Origin of the sequence: Peribacillus sedimenti (genome assembly GCF_046237635.1) — a bacterium.
In the GTDB taxonomy this organism is placed as follows: domain Bacteria; phylum Bacillota; class Bacilli; order Bacillales; family DSM-1321; genus Peribacillus; species Peribacillus sedimenti.
Genome location: NZ_CP143547.1, coordinates 4,262,884 through 4,280,000, shown reverse-complemented (window position 1 = coordinate 4,280,000; position 17,117 = coordinate 4,262,884). Strand labels below are relative to the sequence as shown.

The window sequence follows — 17,117 nt, the reverse complement described above, 5'->3', positions numbered from 1 at the left end:
GAGGACCGGGATGGACGCACCGCTGGTGTACCAGTTGTCTTGCCAAAGGCATCGCTGGGTAGCTATGTGCGGACGGGATAAGTGCTGAAAGCATCTAAGCATGAAGCCCCCCTCAAGATGAGATTTCCCATGGCGCAAGCTGGTAAGATCCCTGAAAGATGATCAGGTTGATAGGTCAGGGGTGGAAGCGTGGTGACACGTGGAGCTGACTGATACTAATAGATCGAGGACTTAACCAAATTGAAAAGCGGAGGAAGCCCGCTTAAACCGATAGGATGTTGGAGCTTCTGGCGGAAAAGACCTAAAGTCTTGCCCAGAAGAAGCGAAACAGCCGTACGGTTTGGCTTTCGCAGCTAGACACCAACCATGTTTTGAAGACACGCAAAAACCTTACCTGTTATCTAGTTTTGAAGGAATAATAAATTTCTTCTTGCAAAATTTCAAAAAGGCATTATAATAAAATAGTGTCTAATTGATAAATAGTTTGGTGACGATGGCGAAGAGGTCACACCCGTTCCCATTCCGAACACGGAAGTTAAGCTCTTCAGCGCCGATGGTAGTTGGGGGCTCTCCCCCTGCGAGAGTAGGGCGTCGCCAAGCATACCATTTGGAGGATTAGCTCAGCTGGGAGAGCACCTGCCTTACAAGCAGGGGGTCGGCGGTTCGATCCCGTCATCCTCCACCATTACCATGCCGGTGTAGCTCAATTGGTAGAGCAACTGACTTGTAATCAGTAGGTTGGGGGTTCAAGTCCTCTTGCCGGCACCATAAATGGTACAAGCTCTTAGGCGGCATATTAATCAATAGTTTGATGAGCCATTAGCTCAGTCGGTAGAGCATCTGACTTTTAATCAGAGGGTCGAAGGTTCGAGTCCTTCATGGCTCACCATTATATGCGGGTGTGGCGGAATTGGCAGACGCACCAGACTTAGGATCTGGCGCCGCAAGGCGTGGGGGTTCGACTCCCTTCACCCGCACCATTTATGCGGAAGTAGTTCAGTGGTAGAATACAACCTTGCCAAGGTTGGGGTCGCGGGTTCGAATCCCGTCTTCCGCTCCAAACTTATTTAGCCGGGGTGGCGGAACTGGCAGACGCACAGGACTTAAAATCCTGCGGTAGGTGACTACCGTACCGGTTCGATTCCGGTCCTCGGCACCATTTATAACATATGCGCCCGTAGCTCAATTGGATAGAGCGTCTGACTACGGATCAGAAGGTTATGGGTTCGACTCCTTTCGGGCGCGCCATATTACGGGAAGTAGCTCAGCTTGGTAGAGCACTTGGTTTGGGACCAAGGGGTCGCAGGTTCGAATCCTGTCTTCCCGACCATTATTTTTAACGATTGGGGCCTTAGCTCAGCTGGGAGAGCGCCTGCCTTGCACGCAGGAGGTCAGCGGTTCGATCCCGCTAGGCTCCACCAATTTTGATAATCATATATTTGTGATGGCGGTGTAGCTCAGCTGGCTAGAGCGTACGGTTCATACCCGTGAGGTCGGGGGTTCGATCCCCTCCGCCGCTACCATCTTTTAAAATTATGTGGACCTTTAGCTCAGCTGGTTAGAGCAACGAGCAAAGCTCCAAAGAAATTGCTTCGAGTTGTACCCATCGAATTGCTGCTTGATTTTGCTTTCTGAGATGGGGACAGACAATCTTTAACTTATCACTTTTATAACACTTAACATGGACCTTTAGCTCAGCTGGTTAGAGCAGACGGCTCATAACCGTCCGGTCGTAGGTTCGAGTCCTACAAGGTCCACCATTCATTTGGAGGTATACCCAAGTCCGGCTGAAGGGATCGGTCTTGAAAACCGACAGGGGTGTAAAAGCCCGCGGGGGTTCGAATCCCTCTACCTCCTCCATTTTAATTAAAATTGTATTATTCTTATTATCGCGGGGTGGAGCAACGAGCGTTCCTTCATTGAATAACTGCGAGTTGTACTGGTTGAGCTGCTGCTTGGTTTAGCTTACTGAAATCCGGACAGTCTACAGTGCACTTAGTGCATAAGTTAAAATTGCATCATTTATATTATCGCGGGGTGGAGCAGTCTGGTAGCTCGTCGGGCTCATAACCCGAAGGTCGCAGGTTCAAATCCTGTCCCCGCAATTTGGTCCCGTGGTGTAGCGGTTAACATGCCTGCCTGTCACGCAGGAGATCGCGGGTTCGATTCCCGTCGGGACCGCCATTACTTTGTGGCTCAGTAGCTCAGTCGGTAGAGCAAAGGACTGAAAATCCTTGTGTCGGCGGTTCGATTCCGTCCTGAGCCACCATTATATTAATCACTTTTGTGGCGGCTGTGGCGAAGTGGTTAACGCATCGGATTGTGGTTCCGACATTCGTGGGTTCGATTCCCATCAGCCGCCCCACTTATTCACGCGGGTGTAGTTTAATGGTAAAACCTCAGCCTTCCAAGCTGATGTCGTGAGTTCGATTCTCATCACCCGCTCCACTTATAATGGGCCTATAGCTCAGCTGGTTAGAGCGCACGCCTGATAAGCGTGAGGTCGATGGTTCGAGTCCATTTAGGCCCACCATTCCGCAGTAGCTCAGTGGTAGAGCATTCGGCTGTTAACCGAACGGTCGTAGGTTCGAGTCCTACCTGCGGAGCCATATGGGGAAGTACTCAAGAGGCTGAAGAGGCGCCCCTGCTAAGGGTGTAGGTCGGGTAACCGGCGCGAGGGTTCAAATCCCTCCTTCTCCGCCATATGGCCCCTTGGTCAAGCGGTTAAGACACCGCCCTTTCACGGCGGTAACACGGGTTCGAATCCCGTAGGGGTCATACTTAAAAAGGCTGTATACTCAAGGTATACAGCCTTTTTTTATTTTTCTTTCTTTGTTTTATCTTCCAGATAGCTGTCTCTTTGTCGGTAAGGTATATCTCCCAGCTTAGATTCCATTCCTTCATTATTCAAGGTTTCTTCATATTGCCGTTCTTGTTTAGTAGAAAATGCTCTACTGTTTTTACCGTTTATGTCCGTCCCGATGAAGCCTTCATAATCCTCAGTGAAACCGTTGGATTCGTCTTCTGTTTTATACAGGTTATCGTAATTTTCGTGGTCTCCAGTATAATCTGCTGGGGTTTCTGATGTACCGAAACGTGCCACCTCTCCGAAGCTGTCTTCTTTGTCATTAATGTCACCGCTTCTTCTATTTTCAAAATCATCTCCAAACGAAGGTATTAAAAGATCTTCTTCAACAGGACGATCTGAGGCTGGAGTCCTTTCCGGCGTATGATCGATACAATACAGGGTTGATGGGACAGCCTCCAATCGTTCATAAGGAATCTCTTCACCACAGACTTTACATTTGCCATAGCTTCCTTCTGCCATTGCGTGTAATGCCGTATCAATTTTTTCAATCTCTGCTTGAGCATGGTCGTCGAGGGCCATATTCCGCTCTTTTTCGTATAGTTCAGTACCAAGATCGGCTGGATGGTTGTCATATGCGGAAAGTTCATCCACGGCCTCCCTTTCACTTACTCTTACTACAGTTTGCTTATCATGTTCCACTCTGCTGCTCAGCTGTTCTCTAAGATTCATCAATTCCTGTTTAAGAGTCGTAATATTTTCCTGGGTTAGCATAAGAACACTCCTTCTATATAATTTAAGGTTCTTAACAATAATGGGAACCTCGTATGCATGTCCGTAGTGTTTAAATACCCGTTATGGCAGCGGAGAAACAAAGCAATTTTTAACTTATTCTCCCATATTAAAGAAAACCCCGGGCAATATGCCCGGGGAAGATCACTTACATTATATAGCTAATAAATAACCCTGCTGATAATAGCAAACCAAAAATCGTATTTGTCTGTGCGGTTGCGACCATGGCAGGCATCATTTGAACAGGTACAGTTTTCCCTATAAACCCTTTTGTCGCTTTAACTGCTTTTGGTACACTCAGGAATACTAACAAGATCCATGGCGACATTGTACCAGCAATGATTAGTCCTAAAATCCACAGGTAGGATACAGAAAACATAACACCAAGAATGTATATCGCATATTTTCGTCCCACTAGAATGGCTAAAGTCTTCCTTCCGTTCTCCTTATCTCCATCCAGATCTCGAATGTTATTGGATAAAAGGATTAATCCAACAAGGATTAGACTTGGGATGGAAACGAGAATAGCAGTATTGGTCACTGTACCAGTCTGGATATAAAATGATATCAATATTATAGAAAATCCCATAAAAAAGCCGGCCATTAATTCTCCAAATGGAGTATAAGCAATCGGTACGGGACCGCCGGTATACAGATAGCCGATTACCATGCAGATTGCTCCAATCAGAGCGAGCCACCACGACGACTCCATACAAATATACACACCGATCAGGGTTGCAGCTGCGTATAGGGAAAGGGCGATAGTCATAACCGTTCTCGGAGCTATTCCTTCCCGGACAATTGCACCACCAATTCCGACTGATTCCTTATTATCCAGGCCACGCTTAAAATCGTAATATTCATTGAACATATTAGTGGCAGCCTGAATTAATAAACTGGCAACCAGCATTGCAACGAACAATAGCACATTTATATGGAAATCTTGCATCGCCAAGGCTGTTCCTATCAATACGGGAACAAATCCTGCGGTCAGAGTATGAGGCCGTGTTAATTCCCACCAGACTCTCCAATTCTTTTTGCTTTGGAGAGCAGAAGTATTATCTGAATCATGAAAGGCTTGCATTGTTTCTCTCCTTAATAATTTGGTATTTGTCCATAGAACTAAAAATGGACAAAGTGTTACAGACTAAGTTTAGGAAAACAAGGCGTAAGTGTCAATCTCTTTTTTATCTATTATGCTTTATCTACAACAATAAAAACCACTTAAACAAAGGCGGTTTTCTATCGGATCATGGAAGATGAACAGCGGTGCCACAGGGCTTGAATGATTGACATAGCCCTGAATCGAGGTGTATCTTTAAATAGGTTTGAATAGGTTTGTATATGTAAAAGTGGAGGGATTATCTTGGCAATTTCACATGATACTGAGCTGATGGATGGCCTAAAGGAAGCTTTAAATAAAGCTGTGAAAAATCAAAAAAAGGTCTTATTCAGTGAAATCATCAAGATTGACGATGTATGCCCCCTTTCATTTTATCAAGCAGGAAGAGAACATTATCTAGGAGAACGCTTTTTTTGGCAGGACCCTAACCAGGAAGTAATCCTTTCTGGTTTAGGAAAAGCGGAAAAAATTCAGGCGCCCGCGGACTCATCGCGGTATGAATATATAAAACAGGAATGGAACGAATTGGTCAGTGAATCAGTGAGGCGTGGGGTTTCTCAAGTGGCAGGCACAGGACCTTTAATCTTTGGAGGTTTTTCCTTTGATCACCATAAAAGCAATTCAGAACTATGGGATCAATTCGGGGATAACCTATTTTATATTCCCAGATTCATGTTATCGAAAGTGAAAGGACAAGCTTACCTCACTACCAATTTTATTTGTTCCCCTGGAGATGAGATCCAGGCATTCATTAAAATGGTAAATGAAAGGGATACGTATATAAATAGTAAATTTGTGCCGGCATATAGTAATCCATTATTGATAGAACAAGCGGAAATAAAACCGGCAGAATGGATAGAATCTGTTTCGGGAGCAATCGACCATATTAAACAATCTGATGTAGATAAATTAGTATTGGCCAGAGAAATGAGACTAAAATTCGAGGCTCAGCTGCAATCCGAGATGGTATTGGATAGGTTAATGAAAGAACAGGAGAAAAGCTTTATTTTCAGCCTGGAAGTAGGCAGTGAATTCTTTGTGGGAGCTTCACCTGAAAGGCTTATTAAGAAAACCGCGAATGTATTATTTTCTGCTTGCCTGGCAGGTTCCATTGCAAGAGGAAAAAATGAACAAGAAGATGACGCTTTGGGTGAAGCGCTTCTCCATGACGAGAAAAATCTGAAGGAACATCAATATGTGGTTTCAATGATCCAGGATGCAATGATCAACACTTGTGAAGTTGTAGAAGTACCTAGATCACCTATATTATTAAAAAACCGGCATATTCAACATCTCTACACACCCGTTGAAGGAAGAGCCAAACAGGATGTTTCTATTTTCGATATTTTATATAAGCTGCATCCTACACCGGCCTTAGGTGGACTGCCTCAGGAGAAAGCCCTTATATGGATCAGAGAAAATGAAGACTTAGAACGAGGCTTCTATGCAGCACCTCTTGGCTGGATAGACGCTGGAGGGAATGGAGAATTTGCAGTAGCAATTCGTTCGGGATTGGTACAAGGCAATGAAGCGTCGTTATTCGCGGGGTGCGGCATAGTGGCTGATTCGAAGCCCGAGAGTGAATATCAAGAAACATCAATTAAATTTAAGCCGATGTTAAGTGCATTAGGAGGAAAACTGGATGACTGACAGAGAAGCTACAACCGGATATATTTCATCTTTTGTGGATGAACTGGCTAGGCAAGATATAAGGCATGTCGTAGTGAGTCCTGGATCCCGTTCCACCCCTATTGCACTGCTCCTCTCGGAACACCCGGATATTAATGTGCATATCAATGTTGACGAACGTTCTGCTGCCTTTTTTGCCCTTGGGATGGCCAAGGCTTTAAGAAGCCCCGTCGCCATTTTATGTACTTCCGGAACTGCCACGGCCAATTATCTCCCAGCTATTGTGGAAGCATTCTATTCTCGCGTTCCTTTAATTGTCCTGACAGCAGACCGACCTCATGAACTCAGAGATGTAGGGGCTCCCCAGGCCATTGATCAAATCAGTTTGTATGGCAAGCATACAAAATGGTTTGTAGAGATGGCTTTGCCGGAAAACACAAATGATATGCTGCGTTATGCAAGGACAGTGTGTGCCCGTGCAGTCGCCACTTCTAAAAAAGAGCCTGCAGGTCCTGTGCACCTCAATTTTCCGCTGAGGGAGCCTTTAGTCCCTAATATGGAGGAAGCCAGGAATTACCGGAATATACCGAATGAAAGAAAGTCCACGACGGCTATAGAGCTTGGCATGATGTCAATTGATGAAGAGCAATTATCTGAAATTGCTGATGAAATAAATGAGTCGAAAAAAGGAATTATTGTATGCGGAGATCTAAGAAATGAAGACGCGAGAAAAGCTATAGTTTCATTATCTGATAAGTTAGCCTTTCCTATTTTGGCAGACCCTCTGTCACAACTAAGAAGCGGAGATAATAGCCAGGAAACAATAATCGACACATACGATACCTTCCTTAGAGACCAGCAGGTCACACAGACATTGCAGCCAGATCTTGTAATTCGATTTGGAAGTATGCCTGTCTCAAAGGCGCTAATGCAGTATTTGAAAAAACAAGTTTCCACTACCCATATTGTTGTAGATGGAGGAGCCGGCTGGCGAGATCCTATCGGAATTGCATCTCATATGGTCTATTGTGAGGAAGCTGCTTTCTGCAAGAGTATTGAAGACAGTTTAAAAAAGGAAGAGGCTAAACGGGATTGGCTGGAGTACTGGAAAAAAATTAACGATGGCACTAAGGAAGCACTTAAATCAATTCAGGATGAAGACAATCTCGATGAAGGAAAGCTGTTTGTTTTGCTTAATGACCTAATGCCAGTGGGAGCCAGCCTATTTGTAAGCAACAGCATGCCAATTCGGGACCTGGATACTTTCTTCTTTAACAATGATAAAGGTATCAAGATATTTGCCAATCGGGGAGCTAATGGAATAGACGGAGTCGTCTCGACAGCATTGGGTGTAAGTACAATTCAAGAAAATACTGTACTTGTTATTGGGGATTTAAGTTTCTTCCATGATATGAACGGCTTGCTTGCCGCTAAACTACAGAAGCAAAATATCACCATACTGCTTGTTAATAATGACGGCGGAGGCATATTCTCCTTTTTGCCACAATCGTCTGAACAAGAACATTTTGAAACGTTGTTTGGTACGCCCCATGGCCTTGATTTTGAACATGCAGTCGCTCTCTATGAAGGCAAATATAAAAGGGTGGCATCATGGGAGGACTTTGCGGCTTCATTCAAGCAGTCCTTTAATATCACTGGGCTAAAGGTGATTGAAATCCAGACAAATAGAGAGATTAATGTAAAAAAGCATCGAGAATTGTGGGATTCTGTTTCCCGGGAAATAAAGACTGTAGTATCTAAGGAAAATTGATATGGAGCTTCTCATTGATGGGGTCAGATACAATATAGAGGTAACTGGAGAAGGTGAACCTCTACTTCTATTACATGGCTTTACAGGCAGCTTAAAAAATTGGGAATTCCTTATACCAATAATGGGGAATCAATATAAGCTGATAAGGGTTGATATCATTGGACATGGAGATACGGATAAGCCTCTGGATCACACTAGATATTCAGTGCAACAGGTTTCCAAGGATTTAAAGAGCATCCTTGATCACCTTAATATAGAGAAGGCAAATATATTAGGTTATTCAATGGGGGGCAGGCTTGCTTTGAGTTTTGCCTGTCTTTACCCTGAATATGTAACCAAGCTGATTCTAGAGAGCGCATCTCCAGGACTTGAATCGTCAGAGCAACGACAATTGCGGATACAGCAGGATGAAAATCTGGCCGGGAGGATCATGAATGAGGGTGTCGCTTCCTTCGTTGATTACTGGGAAAGTATCCTGTTATTTGCATCACAAAAAAAATTATCAATAGAAGAAAAACAGTTTATCAAACAGCAAAGATTAGCGAATTCGAAAATTGGCCTTGCGAATAGTCTTCGCGGTATGGGGACTGGAATACAGCCATCCTGGTGGCAGGAACTTAGCAAACTGAGTTTTCCTGTGTTATTATTAACTGGGGAACTCGATGAGAAATTTTGCGTGATCGCAGGGAGAATGCAAAAGCTGATCAAGCAGTGCGAGTGGCAAGTAATAACCAATGCAGGTCATGCGGTTCACGTGGAAGATCGTCGAATGTTTGGTAAAATAGTAAGTGAGTTTTTAAACAGTTAAAGGAGGAGATTTTTTTGGCAATCGAATGGACTACCCTTCGAGAATATGAAGATATACTTTATCAGGCGTATAATGGCATAGCAAGAATATCCATTAATCGTCCGGAAGTACATAATGCGTTCCGTCCTAAGACGGTAATGGAACTGATTGATGCATTTACAAGAGCGAGGGATAATGCCGATATCGGTGTTATTATTTTAACTGGTGAGGGAGGAAGAGCATTCTGTTCTGGCGGTGACCAGAAAGTGCGCGGTCACGGAGGATATGTTGGTGAAGATGACATTCCTCGTCTAAATGTTTTGGACCTTCAGCGTTTAATCCGCGTGATCCCTAAGCCGGTTGTTGCAATGGTAGCTGGTTACGCAATTGGCGGAGGACATGTTCTCCATGTCGTTTGCGATTTGACGATTGCTGCGGATAATGCTGTGTTCGGGCAAACCGGCCCTAAAGTTGGGAGCTTTGATGCTGGTTACGGCTCAGGGTACCTTGCTCGTATCGTAGGCCATAAAAAAGCAAGGGAAATCTGGTACCTATGCCGCCAGTACAACGCCCAGGAGGCTTTGGACATGGGGCTGGTAAACACGGTTGTGCCTTTAGACCAGCTAGAGGAAGAAACGGTCAAGTGGTGTGAAGAAATGCTGGAGAAAAGCCCGACTGCCCTTCGTTTCTTAAAGGCTGCATTTAACGCCGATACTGATGGACTAGCAGGTATCCAGCAATTTGCAGGGGACGCTACGTTATTGTACTATACAACAGATGAAGCCAAAGAGGGCCGTGATGCCTTCAAGGAAAAGCGGAAGCCAGACTTCGGACAGTTCCCGCGTTTCCCTTGATAGATGATCTTTGATATCGCAGAAGCGAATAACCATAAGGTTAACGCTCCTGAAAAAGAGATGGGCTGACATAACCCGATATATATTGAGAGGAACAGCTTGGCGAGAAATTCGCCGAGCTGTTTTTCTATCCAATCTGGAGTAATCCTAAAGGAGCAAAAGTAAATGAAATTAGGTGAGACCATTCCGAATTGGCTAAGAAAAAGGGCCGATATTTCTCCTGAAAGAGTCGCCGTTGAGTTTGAAAACAAAACCTATACGTTTAAACAACTGGATAGCATGGCTGAGCGCTATGCAAAGAAGCTGGATGGACGCGGGATCGAAAAGGGAGATACTTGCGGAGTGCTTGTTAGAAACCATATCGACAGCATTGCCATCCTCCATGGCCTTTTCTATCTTGGCGTAAGGGTCGTTTTTCTGAATAATAGGCTTACAGCGCATGAAATGGCCTGGCAGCTTGAAGACAGTAATGCCAAGTGGCTGGTGACAGAAGAATTCTTTAAAGAAAAGTTGGAGTCGATCAATTCAGATAACAGAAACCTTGGCTCGATGACCAAGGAAAGTATCGAAACGTACCCAGAAGCTGAAAAAACGGCTATCTTGAAGGAATTCAACCTGTCTGACCCTGCAACAATCATGTATACTTCCGGAACGAGCGGGACACCAAAGGGAGTTATCCAAACGTTTGGCAACCATTGGTGGAGTGCAATGGGGTCATCCCTTAATCTGGGACTCCATGACAATGATTGCTGGTATTGCGCGGTGCCCATTTTTCATATAAGCGGATTATCGATCTTGATGCGAAGCGTAATATATGGGATGAAAGTGATCCTTGCCGAAAGATTTGAAGAGGAAGAGGCTAACAGGGCAATTAAGGAGAAGGGTGTCACCATCATTTCCGTGGTCTCTGCCATGCTAAATAGAATGCTGCTTCAGCTGGAAGATTCAGCGTATCCTGACACATTTCGATGTATGCTGCTGGGGGGAGGGCCTGCACCAATTCATCTATTGGAAGAGTGTAAACGGCTCGGAATTCCTATTTTCCAGACGTATGGAATGACCGAAACATCCTCGCAAATTGTAACGCTTCCTCCCGAAGATAGCCTGAGGAAAATTGGCTCTGCAGGAAAGCCTTTATTCCCTTCACAATTGCGAATAGAGATCGATGGACGAGAAGCAATGCCTAATGAAGCAGGAGAGATTGCTGTTTCAGGTCCGAATGTGACTGGAGGCTATTTAAACAGGCCTGAGGCTACGATTAAAAGCATTCGGGAAGGCTGGCTTTACACCGGAGATATTGGATACCTGGATGACGAAGGTTTTTTATTCGTGCTTGACCGCCGTTCAGATTTAATCATTTCAGGCGGAGAAAATGTATATCCTGCGGAAATTGAATCCGTTATCAGCCATCATCCAGCCATCTTTGAGGCTGGAATTACTTCTCAAAAGGATGAAAGATGGGGGGAGGTTCCTGTGGCGTTTGTGGTGCTGCACGAAGGAGAAAAGCTGACAGAACAAGAGCTCATTGCATATTGTAAAGAAAGACTGGCTCCGTATAAGATTCCCAAGCGAGTTATTTTTAGTGAAGCGCTCCCCAGGAATTCGTCTAATAAGCTATTGCGCAGAGAGTTAAAAAATAGGTTGGAGAATGTCTGATGAAAATTCAATCTATCTCAATGCAGATTATATGCTCCGACTTGAAAATTCCGTTTCAAACCCACTTGGAGACCGTGAAGAAGAGAGAGGCTATCGTCATTAAAGTAACCGATACTGACGGCCTTATTGGATATGGGGAGGCAGTTCCCTTTAGCAGCCCTTGGTACACTGAGGAAACGATCAAGAGCTGCTACCACATTCTTAAAGACTTCATTATTCCTAAAATACTGCAAAACCGATTGCAGCACCCGAAGGACCTGGCCGAAATTTGGAAGGGTATAAGGCGGAATGCGATGGCTAAATCGGGGATGGAGCAGGCGGTCTGGGATTTATATGCGAAACAGCAGGGGATTTATATCGGCAAACTGTTTGGGGGAGAGCGTTCGAAAGTGGCAGCAGGGGTGGTTATCGCAACTCCTGTAATATCGGATGCAATCCGGCAAATAGAAGAGTATAAAAAAGATGGATATAAACGTTTTAAAATAAAGATCAGCCCACGCCACGATTTGGAGATGCTGGATGAGATTCGGAAGGCTCATCCGGATATCGCCCTTCTTGCCGATGCGAATTCTGCCTATTCTCTGCATGATGCTGACCATATTAAAAGGCTCGATCAGTATGGACTTGCCATGATAGAACAGCCGCTCGGCCACGATGATATTGTCGAGCATTCCTTCCTCCAAAAACAAATTAAAACACCGATTTGCCTGGATGAAAGCATCAGTTCTTTTCATGATGCAAAGAGCGCTTTGCTGATTGGCAGCTGCCAAATAATTAATATTAAGATGGCCCGGGTTGGAGGCTGGAAGGAGGCCGTTGAAATACATGATCTTTGTCTGGAAAACGGTGTTCCTGTATGGGTTGGGGGAATGATTGAATTTGGAATATCAAGAGCTCATAATATTGCTCTCGCTTCCTTGGCTGGCTTTACAATTCCTGGAGATTTATCCTCCTCCTCAAAATATTGGGAACAGGATATTATTGAACCTGAAGTTATTGTGTCAGACGGATTAGTTGATGTTCCTGAAAGATCGGGCATTGGATTCTCCGTTCATGAGAAAAACCTCGATAAACTTACAATATATAGCGAGATATTTACTCTTTGATCCGATTATATCGGGTCATTTTTTTTATGGGATAAGACAAGCGAAAAACTAAAGAAATACGCAGAAAGAATTTTATTATGAGGCCGCTATTCATATGAAAATAGGTTTTTGCCGATTTTTTTCTTCAGCAAAGATTTTATATAATAGTAATATGCTTAAGAGAAATTGTATGTAGGGCAAGCCAATGGAGATTTAATTATCATAATATATGGACAGGGAGCTGAGATTACATTTTATGAGTAAACCATACCTCATTGCACAGATTTTACTTGAAAGAGGAATGCCTGAGTTTGTGATAAAGGAAATAACAGCCCTTGATGAACGGGAATTAGATATTTTAAAAAGTATTGAATTGGCCAAAAATCATACAAGCAGCCCGTAAACTATTTGTATGGTGCGAGTTAAATATAATTTTATACTAATAAAGGATGGCCGGACAGCAGGCCATCCTTGTAAATTTGATATATTGATTGTTATTGATTGCTGAGCGCAGTCTTCAGTGTATTCGCATTGGACTCCATTAGGCTGAAATAATCTTCCTTTTTATCAATGTCCTTGTCCGTCAATATGGATAGATTATGGAGTTTCAATGGTTTTGCGCCAATCTCTTTTTGAATAATTTTTGTTAGTTTGGAGCTTGTGTTCTGTTCAAAAATTACATAGCGAAGCTTATTTTCCTCAGCAGTTTTAATGATGTTCTCAAGCTGTTTTTGTGTAGGTTCACTTGAAGAAGACAGTCCTGCAACGCTAATCTGTTCAATTCCATAGCGCTCCTCCCAGTAGCCATATGCTGCATGGGATACAATGATTTTATGCGTTGTCCCAAATGAAGCAGCTTCTTTGAAGGTGTTATCCAAGTCTGTTAACTTACCCTCAAGCTCCTGATAATTCTTTTCAAAATACTCTTTTTGCTCAGGCATTTTATTTATTAACTCTTCTTTGATGCTTGCAGCCATTTCATTCGCATAGATTGGATCCAGCCATAGATGAGGATTTATGCTGCCATGATTATGGCCATCGTCTTCGCCTTGCTCGTGGGCATGATCTTCGGTTTCTTCATGTCCTCCATCGTGCTCATCGATTGCAACTGTTTCGCCGATTGCTTTTACTGTAACATCTTCTTGCTCCAATATGGGCTTGGCTTTCGTAACGAACCCTTCGAGGTTGTAGCCTATATAGAAAAACAAGTCGGAATCGGCCATTTTGATGATATCCTTTTGGGTAGGTTCGAAGGAATGCTCATCGGTACCTGCAGGATAAACAGTTTCCACATTAACATATTTCCCTCCTATTTTCTTAGTGAAATCAAGCAGAGGATAGACTGTTGTATAAACCTTTAACACATCTCCATCTTTAGCAGTTTTGCCCGTTTCAGAGTTGCAGCCAGCGATAAATGTAATAGTCATGAGTGAAAAAATAAATAATGCTAGTTTTTTCAAGCAGTATTCATCTCCTTAATTCGTATTGATTACGATTTAATATTCAAAAAAATAAACGAAATGATTACGATTTGACCTTTGTATATTACCTGATTGCCACAAGGAAAGCAAGTGGAAAAATTCTCAATGCTTGCTGGACTTTTCAGGAACTGGATCAATTCCACCCGGATGGAAGGGATGGCACTTTAGGATCCGTTTTATTGTTAACCAAGTCCCCTTGAACGGTCCAAAGCGTTTGATAGCCTCCAGCCCATAATGGGAACAGGTAGGGTAAAAGCGGCAGGTTGGAGGTTTTAGGGGCGATATTGCGATTTGGTAAAAACGTATGACGCCTATTAGCATATTCTTTAACATTATTTTTCCGTTCCTTTTTAGCGAGTGGATTCGTTAGATTAACTATAACATATAATTAGCTAGCTGTGCGGCAGTGATGGTTTTGAGAATGACACCATGTATGAATTGTACGTGAAATAGATGAAAAAAATATCATTTAGGGTTAGAATAAATAAAGATAATGAAAAGGAGTGATTTTGACATGCCTTCAGTGGAAAGTTTTGAACTGGACCATAACGCAGTTAAAGCACCTTATGTAAGACACTGTGGAGTGCACAAGGTGGGTACGGACGGCGTTGTTAATAAATTTGATATTCGTTTTATACAGCCAAATAAAGGAGCCATGAAACCTGATGCTATTCATACTCTGGAGCATCTATTGGCATTTAATATACGAAAGCACTCTGAGCAATATGATCATTTCGACATCATCGACATCTCTCCGATGGGATGCCAAACAGGGTTTTATCTTGTTGTTAGCGGGGAGCCTACTGTCACTGAAATTATCGACGTATTAGAGGAAACGATGAAAGACGCAGTTGAGATCACCGAAATTCCAGCTGCTAACGAAACACAATGCGGCCAAGCGAAACTTCATGACTTGGAGGGCGCGAAGAAATTGATGCGTTACTGGCTGGAGCAAAGCAAGGAAAATCTGCATCAGGTTTTTGCTTAAGGATAGACCGTTTAAATAATCCCCGTCTTATAATAGGACGGGGATTTTTATATGACTAGAGATTGCCTTTATGATCATCTTCCTGCTTGTTGTCATCTGGAAGGGGATCAATCGGATCAATGGTGTGTTTATAGCTATATCCTTTATTTATTGTAAGCACGGACAATAATAAAACAACTAGTACAATGATAACCCCTATAATGATAATAGCCTTCATCGGATCTCCTTCTAAATTATCAGATTATATCTAATATTAACATAATCAATGCGCCTTCACCTCATATGTTTTAACTAATGAGAATCGGGAAAATATAAAACATAATACGGGAGGTAGATATAATGGCTAACAATCAATTGACGGCAGTGATTAATAAAGAAATAGCAAACTTCACCATACTTTACACGAAGCTACATAATTATCATTGGTTCGTGTCTGGTCCGCATTTTTTCTCGCTCCATGAAAAACTGGAGCAGCTATATAACGAAGCAGCGACAAACATTGATGAATTGGCAGAGAGATTGCTGGCGATGCAGGAAAAGCCGGCTGCTACGATTAGGGAATACTTGGAGTTGACTACCGTTGAAGAGGCTACAGGAAGTGAGAACACTGAGGACATGGTACAAAGTGTAATCAGCGATTTCCAAAAGATTTCAAAAGAATTGGACGAAGGCATTGATTTGGCTGGTCAAGCGGATGATGATGTCACCAGCGATATGCTTACTGGGATGAAGAAGAGTCTTGATAAGAATGCATGGATGCTCCGTGCTTATCTGGGCCGATAAATTTCTTAATAATTCCGCCATAGAGGCGGAATTATTTTTTTGCAAAAAAATAACCTTGAGAAGACTCAAGGCGTCATGAATTCATTAATGAATATTTCGATGGTGGAAGTGAGCGGGTTTTGTGTCTTCAAGTTCATCTTGAGCAAATTTACCTTTAAGGGATTCAATAATATAAAGGCCAAGTAAATTATTCAATTCCTGATCGTCCATATCATCCAGGAGATTCATGATCTCTTTTCGATCTAGCTGCTCCAGCACTGCAAAGGCAAGCATGTCGATATCTTCCTCATCTCCGGTAAGCTTATTTCGATACAAATTATACAAATCCTCAATAAGTTTCACCATTGTTCACCTCTTTGCTGAATTATTTGCCATATGTAATAACAGTCAAAATAATTGTCTTTGTCTAACTGCAGGCGCTAGCCGCTCGGGACATAAGCCATCCTGCTGTGGTGGCTGAAGAACCGCCTCCTCACATCCCGTCTTCTGCCTGTCGATGCTGAACGAGCGGCCTTCCGTTTTTCATTTGTCTATCTTCACGCACTAGACGCTTGGGTCATAAACCATCCTGCTGTGGTGACTGAAGAACTGCTTCCTTGCATCCCGTCTTCTGCCTGTCGCGGCTGAACGAGGTTTTTCGTTTGTGCTGCGTATATTTAACTTAAGGTAAAAAACGTAATGATAATATAGTATTGTTTTACCCTGCAGATGTCATTTTAATCTATATTTTTACAATTACGATTAAAAAAAGGCGTTATATCAAACAGAGGTTTGACAAAAATATTTCCAAACAGGTATTTGGAAATGCCTCAGAATGAAGAATTCGATTAAGGGAAAAATGATACAAAAAGGCGGGGTTACATGCATAAAGAAAGCTATTACATTTATGTGCCTAATGGACAGATATCGAGGGATAGCGAATACTCACAGTGGAATTTTAAAATCGATGCCACAGATAATGAGATTATTCGTCTGAGGGAGCTTTTTGACGAAATACTCAATGATGATTCTCGAAGTTTTTTTCGTGCCCATGTCCCTTATGTGCAATATCATTACGACAGGGAAAATGATGAGTATGACGAAAAGTTGAAACAGATATATGGGATCATATATGAATTAGGGAATCCAGAAGCAAAGGAACATATTCAACAAATGGGAATATTAGAATCAAATGTTAAGGATGGCCTCTCGGATTGAGAAGCCATCTTTTGCTGGGAAATAAACTTCATGTTTTGATTTGGCAATTGGACTTTTACAACGTCAGCTCACAGGTTATGCATGCCCTTTGAGTTTTTTAATTCAGTAAATTTATTTATGCGCATCACGGGAAAAAAGATAAAAACTTTCTTGTTTTTAAAAACT

Annotated in this window: 16 protein-coding genes, 21 tRNA genes and 2 rRNA genes (1 of these 39 running past the window's edge); 33 read left to right on the top strand and 6 right to left on the bottom strand. The window is 42.9% G+C overall.

The window, feature by feature from the left end:
* The 23 genes from V1500_RS21050 to V1500_RS20940 form a co-directional block, all read left to right on the top strand.
* Positions 1-239: ribosomal RNA gene (locus tag V1500_RS21050) — 23S ribosomal RNA — on the top strand (it extends 2,707 nt beyond the left edge of the window).
* 244 nt (positions 240-483) lie between these two features.
* Positions 484-600 (top strand): 5S ribosomal RNA (rrf, locus tag V1500_RS21045).
* 9 nt (positions 601-609) lie between these two features.
* A tRNA-Val gene (locus tag V1500_RS21040) sits at positions 610-685 on the top strand.
* A gap of 7 nt (positions 686-692) precedes the next feature.
* Positions 693-768, top strand: a tRNA-Thr gene (locus V1500_RS21035).
* A 45-nt stretch (positions 769-813) separates the two neighbouring features.
* Positions 814-889 (top strand) — tRNA-Lys (locus V1500_RS21030).
* Between the two features lie 6 nt (positions 890-895).
* Positions 896-980: transfer RNA gene (locus tag V1500_RS21025), tRNA-Leu, on the top strand.
* Positions 981-985: 5 nt separating this feature from the next.
* Positions 986-1,060 (top strand) — tRNA-Gly (locus V1500_RS21020).
* A 10-nt stretch (positions 1,061-1,070) separates the two neighbouring features.
* Positions 1,071-1,159, top strand: a tRNA-Leu gene (locus tag V1500_RS21015).
* Between the two features lie 12 nt (positions 1,160-1,171).
* Positions 1,172-1,248, top strand: a tRNA-Arg gene (locus tag V1500_RS21010).
* A 5-nt stretch (positions 1,249-1,253) separates the two neighbouring features.
* Positions 1,254-1,330: transfer RNA gene (locus V1500_RS21005), tRNA-Pro, on the top strand.
* 15 nt (positions 1,331-1,345) lie between these two features.
* Positions 1,346-1,421 (top strand) — tRNA-Ala (locus V1500_RS21000).
* 25 nt (positions 1,422-1,446) lie between these two features.
* A tRNA-Met gene (locus V1500_RS20995) sits at positions 1,447-1,523 on the top strand.
* Between the two features lie 160 nt (positions 1,524-1,683).
* A tRNA-Ile gene (locus V1500_RS20990) sits at positions 1,684-1,760 on the top strand.
* 7 nt (positions 1,761-1,767) lie between these two features.
* A tRNA-Ser gene (locus V1500_RS20985) sits at positions 1,768-1,860 on the top strand.
* Positions 1,861-2,031: 171 nt separating this feature from the next.
* A tRNA-Met gene (locus V1500_RS20980) sits at positions 2,032-2,105 on the top strand.
* A 3-nt stretch (positions 2,106-2,108) separates the two neighbouring features.
* Positions 2,109-2,184, top strand: a tRNA-Asp gene (locus V1500_RS20975).
* Positions 2,185-2,193: 9 nt separating this feature from the next.
* Positions 2,194-2,269: transfer RNA gene (locus V1500_RS20970), tRNA-Phe, on the top strand.
* A 20-nt stretch (positions 2,270-2,289) separates the two neighbouring features.
* Positions 2,290-2,365, top strand: a tRNA-His gene (locus V1500_RS20965).
* Between the two features lie 9 nt (positions 2,366-2,374).
* Positions 2,375-2,448 (top strand) — tRNA-Gly (locus V1500_RS20960).
* Positions 2,449-2,456: 8 nt separating this feature from the next.
* Positions 2,457-2,533 (top strand) — tRNA-Ile (locus V1500_RS20955).
* Between the two features lies 1 nt (position 2,534).
* A tRNA-Asn gene (locus V1500_RS20950) sits at positions 2,535-2,609 on the top strand.
* Between the two features lie 3 nt (positions 2,610-2,612).
* Positions 2,613-2,703 (top strand) — tRNA-Ser (locus V1500_RS20945).
* 3 nt (positions 2,704-2,706) lie between these two features.
* Positions 2,707-2,778, top strand: a tRNA-Glu gene (locus tag V1500_RS20940).
* 40 nt (positions 2,779-2,818) lie between these two features.
* Here V1500_RS20940 and V1500_RS20935 read toward each other — a convergent pair.
* Positions 2,819-3,580 (bottom strand): TraR/DksA C4-type zinc finger protein, encoded by a 762-nt coding sequence (locus V1500_RS20935; protein ID WP_409302322.1) that lies wholly within the window; start codon positions 3,578-3,580, stop codon positions 2,819-2,821.
* Positions 3,581-3,746: 166 nt separating this feature from the next.
* Complete coding sequence (locus V1500_RS20930) at positions 3,747-4,682, bottom strand: 1,4-dihydroxy-2-naphthoate polyprenyltransferase (RefSeq protein ID WP_409302320.1); 936 nt, start codon at positions 4,680-4,682, stop codon at positions 3,747-3,749.
* 282 nt (positions 4,683-4,964) lie between these two features.
* Here V1500_RS20930 and V1500_RS20925 point away from each other — a divergent pair, with 282 nt between their 5' ends.
* The 7 genes from V1500_RS20925 to V1500_RS20895 all read left to right on the top strand — a co-directional run bounded on the left by V1500_RS20925 (position 4,965) and on the right by V1500_RS20895 (position 12,906).
* Entirely contained in the window at positions 4,965-6,371 is a 1,407-nt protein-coding gene (locus V1500_RS20925; RefSeq protein ID WP_409302318.1) for an isochorismate synthase MenF, read from the top strand.
* Positions 6,364-8,121, top strand: a complete 1,758-nt coding sequence (menD, locus tag V1500_RS20920) for a 2-succinyl-5-enolpyruvyl-6-hydroxy-3-cyclohexene-1-carboxylic-acid synthase (RefSeq protein ID WP_409302316.1) — start codon at positions 6,364-6,366, stop codon at positions 8,119-8,121. The genes V1500_RS20925 and menD overlap by 8 nt, the downstream gene beginning before the upstream one ends.
* 1 nt (position 8,122) lies before the next feature.
* A complete protein-coding gene (gene menH, locus V1500_RS20915; protein WP_409302314.1) occupies positions 8,123-8,929 on the top strand; it encodes a 2-succinyl-6-hydroxy-2,4-cyclohexadiene-1-carboxylate synthase in 807 nt (268 codons plus the stop codon).
* Between the two features lie 14 nt (positions 8,930-8,943).
* Positions 8,944-9,762 carry a 1,4-dihydroxy-2-naphthoyl-CoA synthase gene (gene menB / locus V1500_RS20910; protein ID WP_409302313.1) on the top strand — a complete coding sequence of 273 codons (819 nt, stop codon included), beginning with the start codon at positions 8,944-8,946 and terminating at the stop codon, positions 9,760-9,762.
* Positions 9,763-9,927: 165 nt separating this feature from the next.
* On the top strand, positions 9,928-11,418 hold the full coding sequence (locus tag V1500_RS20905; protein WP_409302311.1) for an o-succinylbenzoate--CoA ligase: 1,491 nt from the start codon (positions 9,928-9,930) through the stop codon (positions 11,416-11,418).
* Positions 11,418-12,524, top strand: a complete 1,107-nt coding sequence (gene menC / locus V1500_RS20900; RefSeq protein WP_409302309.1) for an o-succinylbenzoate synthase — start codon at positions 11,418-11,420, stop codon at positions 12,522-12,524. Before V1500_RS20905 ends, menC begins: the two co-directional genes overlap by 1 nt.
* A gap of 235 nt (positions 12,525-12,759) precedes the next feature.
* Positions 12,760-12,906, top strand: coding sequence for a hypothetical protein (locus V1500_RS20895; protein ID WP_409302307.1), 147 nt, complete (start codon positions 12,760-12,762; stop codon positions 12,904-12,906).
* Between the two features lie 91 nt (positions 12,907-12,997).
* Here V1500_RS20895 and V1500_RS20890 read toward each other — a convergent pair whose 3' ends face one another.
* Together V1500_RS20890 and yidD are read right to left on the bottom strand one after the other, a co-directional pair.
* Complete coding sequence (locus V1500_RS20890; protein WP_409306065.1) at positions 12,998-13,930, bottom strand: metal ABC transporter solute-binding protein, Zn/Mn family; 933 nt, start codon at positions 13,928-13,930, stop codon at positions 12,998-13,000.
* Between the two features lie 156 nt (positions 13,931-14,086).
* On the bottom strand, positions 14,087-14,317 hold the full coding sequence (yidD, locus tag V1500_RS20885) for a membrane protein insertion efficiency factor YidD (protein ID WP_409302306.1): 231 nt from the start codon (positions 14,315-14,317) through the stop codon (positions 14,087-14,089).
* Positions 14,318-14,498: 181 nt separating this feature from the next.
* Between yidD and V1500_RS20880 the strand changes: the two genes are divergently transcribed.
* Positions 14,499-14,972 carry an S-ribosylhomocysteine lyase gene (locus V1500_RS20880; protein WP_409302304.1) on the top strand — a complete coding sequence of 158 codons (474 nt, stop codon included), beginning with the start codon at positions 14,499-14,501 and terminating at the stop codon, positions 14,970-14,972.
* 55 nt (positions 14,973-15,027) lie between these two features.
* On the opposite strand, the gene ytzI is transcribed toward V1500_RS20880, so the two are convergent.
* Positions 15,028-15,189: a YtzI protein gene (ytzI, locus tag V1500_RS20875; protein ID WP_409302303.1), complete on the bottom strand. Its 162-nt coding sequence runs from the start codon at positions 15,187-15,189 to the stop codon at positions 15,028-15,030.
* A 122-nt stretch (positions 15,190-15,311) separates the two neighbouring features.
* Here ytzI and V1500_RS20870 point away from each other — a divergent pair, with 122 nt between their 5' ends.
* Positions 15,312-15,755: a Dps family protein gene (locus V1500_RS20870; RefSeq protein ID WP_409302301.1), complete on the top strand. Its 444-nt coding sequence runs from the start codon at positions 15,312-15,314 to the stop codon at positions 15,753-15,755.
* Positions 15,756-15,839: 84 nt separating this feature from the next.
* On the opposite strand, the gene V1500_RS20865 is transcribed toward V1500_RS20870, so the two are convergent.
* Positions 15,840-16,100 (bottom strand): DUF6154 family protein, encoded by a 261-nt coding sequence (locus tag V1500_RS20865; RefSeq protein WP_409302299.1) that lies wholly within the window; start codon positions 16,098-16,100, stop codon positions 15,840-15,842.
* 516 nt (positions 16,101-16,616) lie between these two features.
* Here V1500_RS20865 and V1500_RS20860 point away from each other — a divergent pair.
* Positions 16,617-16,952 carry a hydrolase gene (locus V1500_RS20860; RefSeq protein WP_409302298.1) on the top strand — a complete coding sequence of 112 codons (336 nt, stop codon included), beginning with the start codon at positions 16,617-16,619 and terminating at the stop codon, positions 16,950-16,952.
* Positions 16,953-17,117 lie beyond the last annotated feature (165 nt).

Coding starts and splice junctions, on each gene's coding strand:
- V1500_RS20935 (WP_409302322.1), bottom strand. CDS start 3,580: ATGCTAACCCAGGAAAATATTACGACTCTTAAACAGGAATTGATGAAT.
- V1500_RS20930 (WP_409302320.1), bottom strand. CDS start 4,682: ATGCAAGCCTTTCATGATTCAGATAATACTTCTGCTCTCCAAAGCAAA.
- menD (WP_409302316.1), top strand. CDS start 6,364: ATGACTGACAGAGAAGCTACAACCGGATATATTTCATCTTTTGTGGAT.
- menH (WP_409302314.1), top strand. CDS start 8,123: ATGGAGCTTCTCATTGATGGGGTCAGATACAATATAGAGGTAACTGGA.
- V1500_RS20905 (WP_409302311.1), top strand. CDS start 9,928: ATGAAATTAGGTGAGACCATTCCGAATTGGCTAAGAAAAAGGGCCGAT.
- menC (WP_409302309.1), top strand. CDS start 11,418: ATGAAAATTCAATCTATCTCAATGCAGATTATATGCTCCGACTTGAAA.
- V1500_RS20895 (WP_409302307.1), top strand. CDS start 12,760: ATGAGTAAACCATACCTCATTGCACAGATTTTACTTGAAAGAGGAATG.
- V1500_RS20890 (WP_409306065.1), bottom strand. CDS start 13,930: ATGACTATTACATTTATCGCTGGCTGCAACTCTGAAACGGGCAAAACT.
- yidD (WP_409302306.1), bottom strand. CDS start 14,317: ATGTTAAAGAATATGCTAATAGGCGTCATACGTTTTTACCAAATCGCA.
- V1500_RS20880 (WP_409302304.1), top strand. CDS start 14,499: ATGCCTTCAGTGGAAAGTTTTGAACTGGACCATAACGCAGTTAAAGCA.
- ytzI (WP_409302303.1), bottom strand. CDS start 15,189: ATGAAGGCTATTATCATTATAGGGGTTATCATTGTACTAGTTGTTTTA.
- V1500_RS20870 (WP_409302301.1), top strand. CDS start 15,312: ATGGCTAACAATCAATTGACGGCAGTGATTAATAAAGAAATAGCAAAC.
- V1500_RS20865 (WP_409302299.1), bottom strand. CDS start 16,100: ATGGTGAAACTTATTGAGGATTTGTATAATTTGTATCGAAATAAGCTT.
- V1500_RS20860 (WP_409302298.1), top strand. CDS start 16,617: ATGCATAAAGAAAGCTATTACATTTATGTGCCTAATGGACAGATATCG.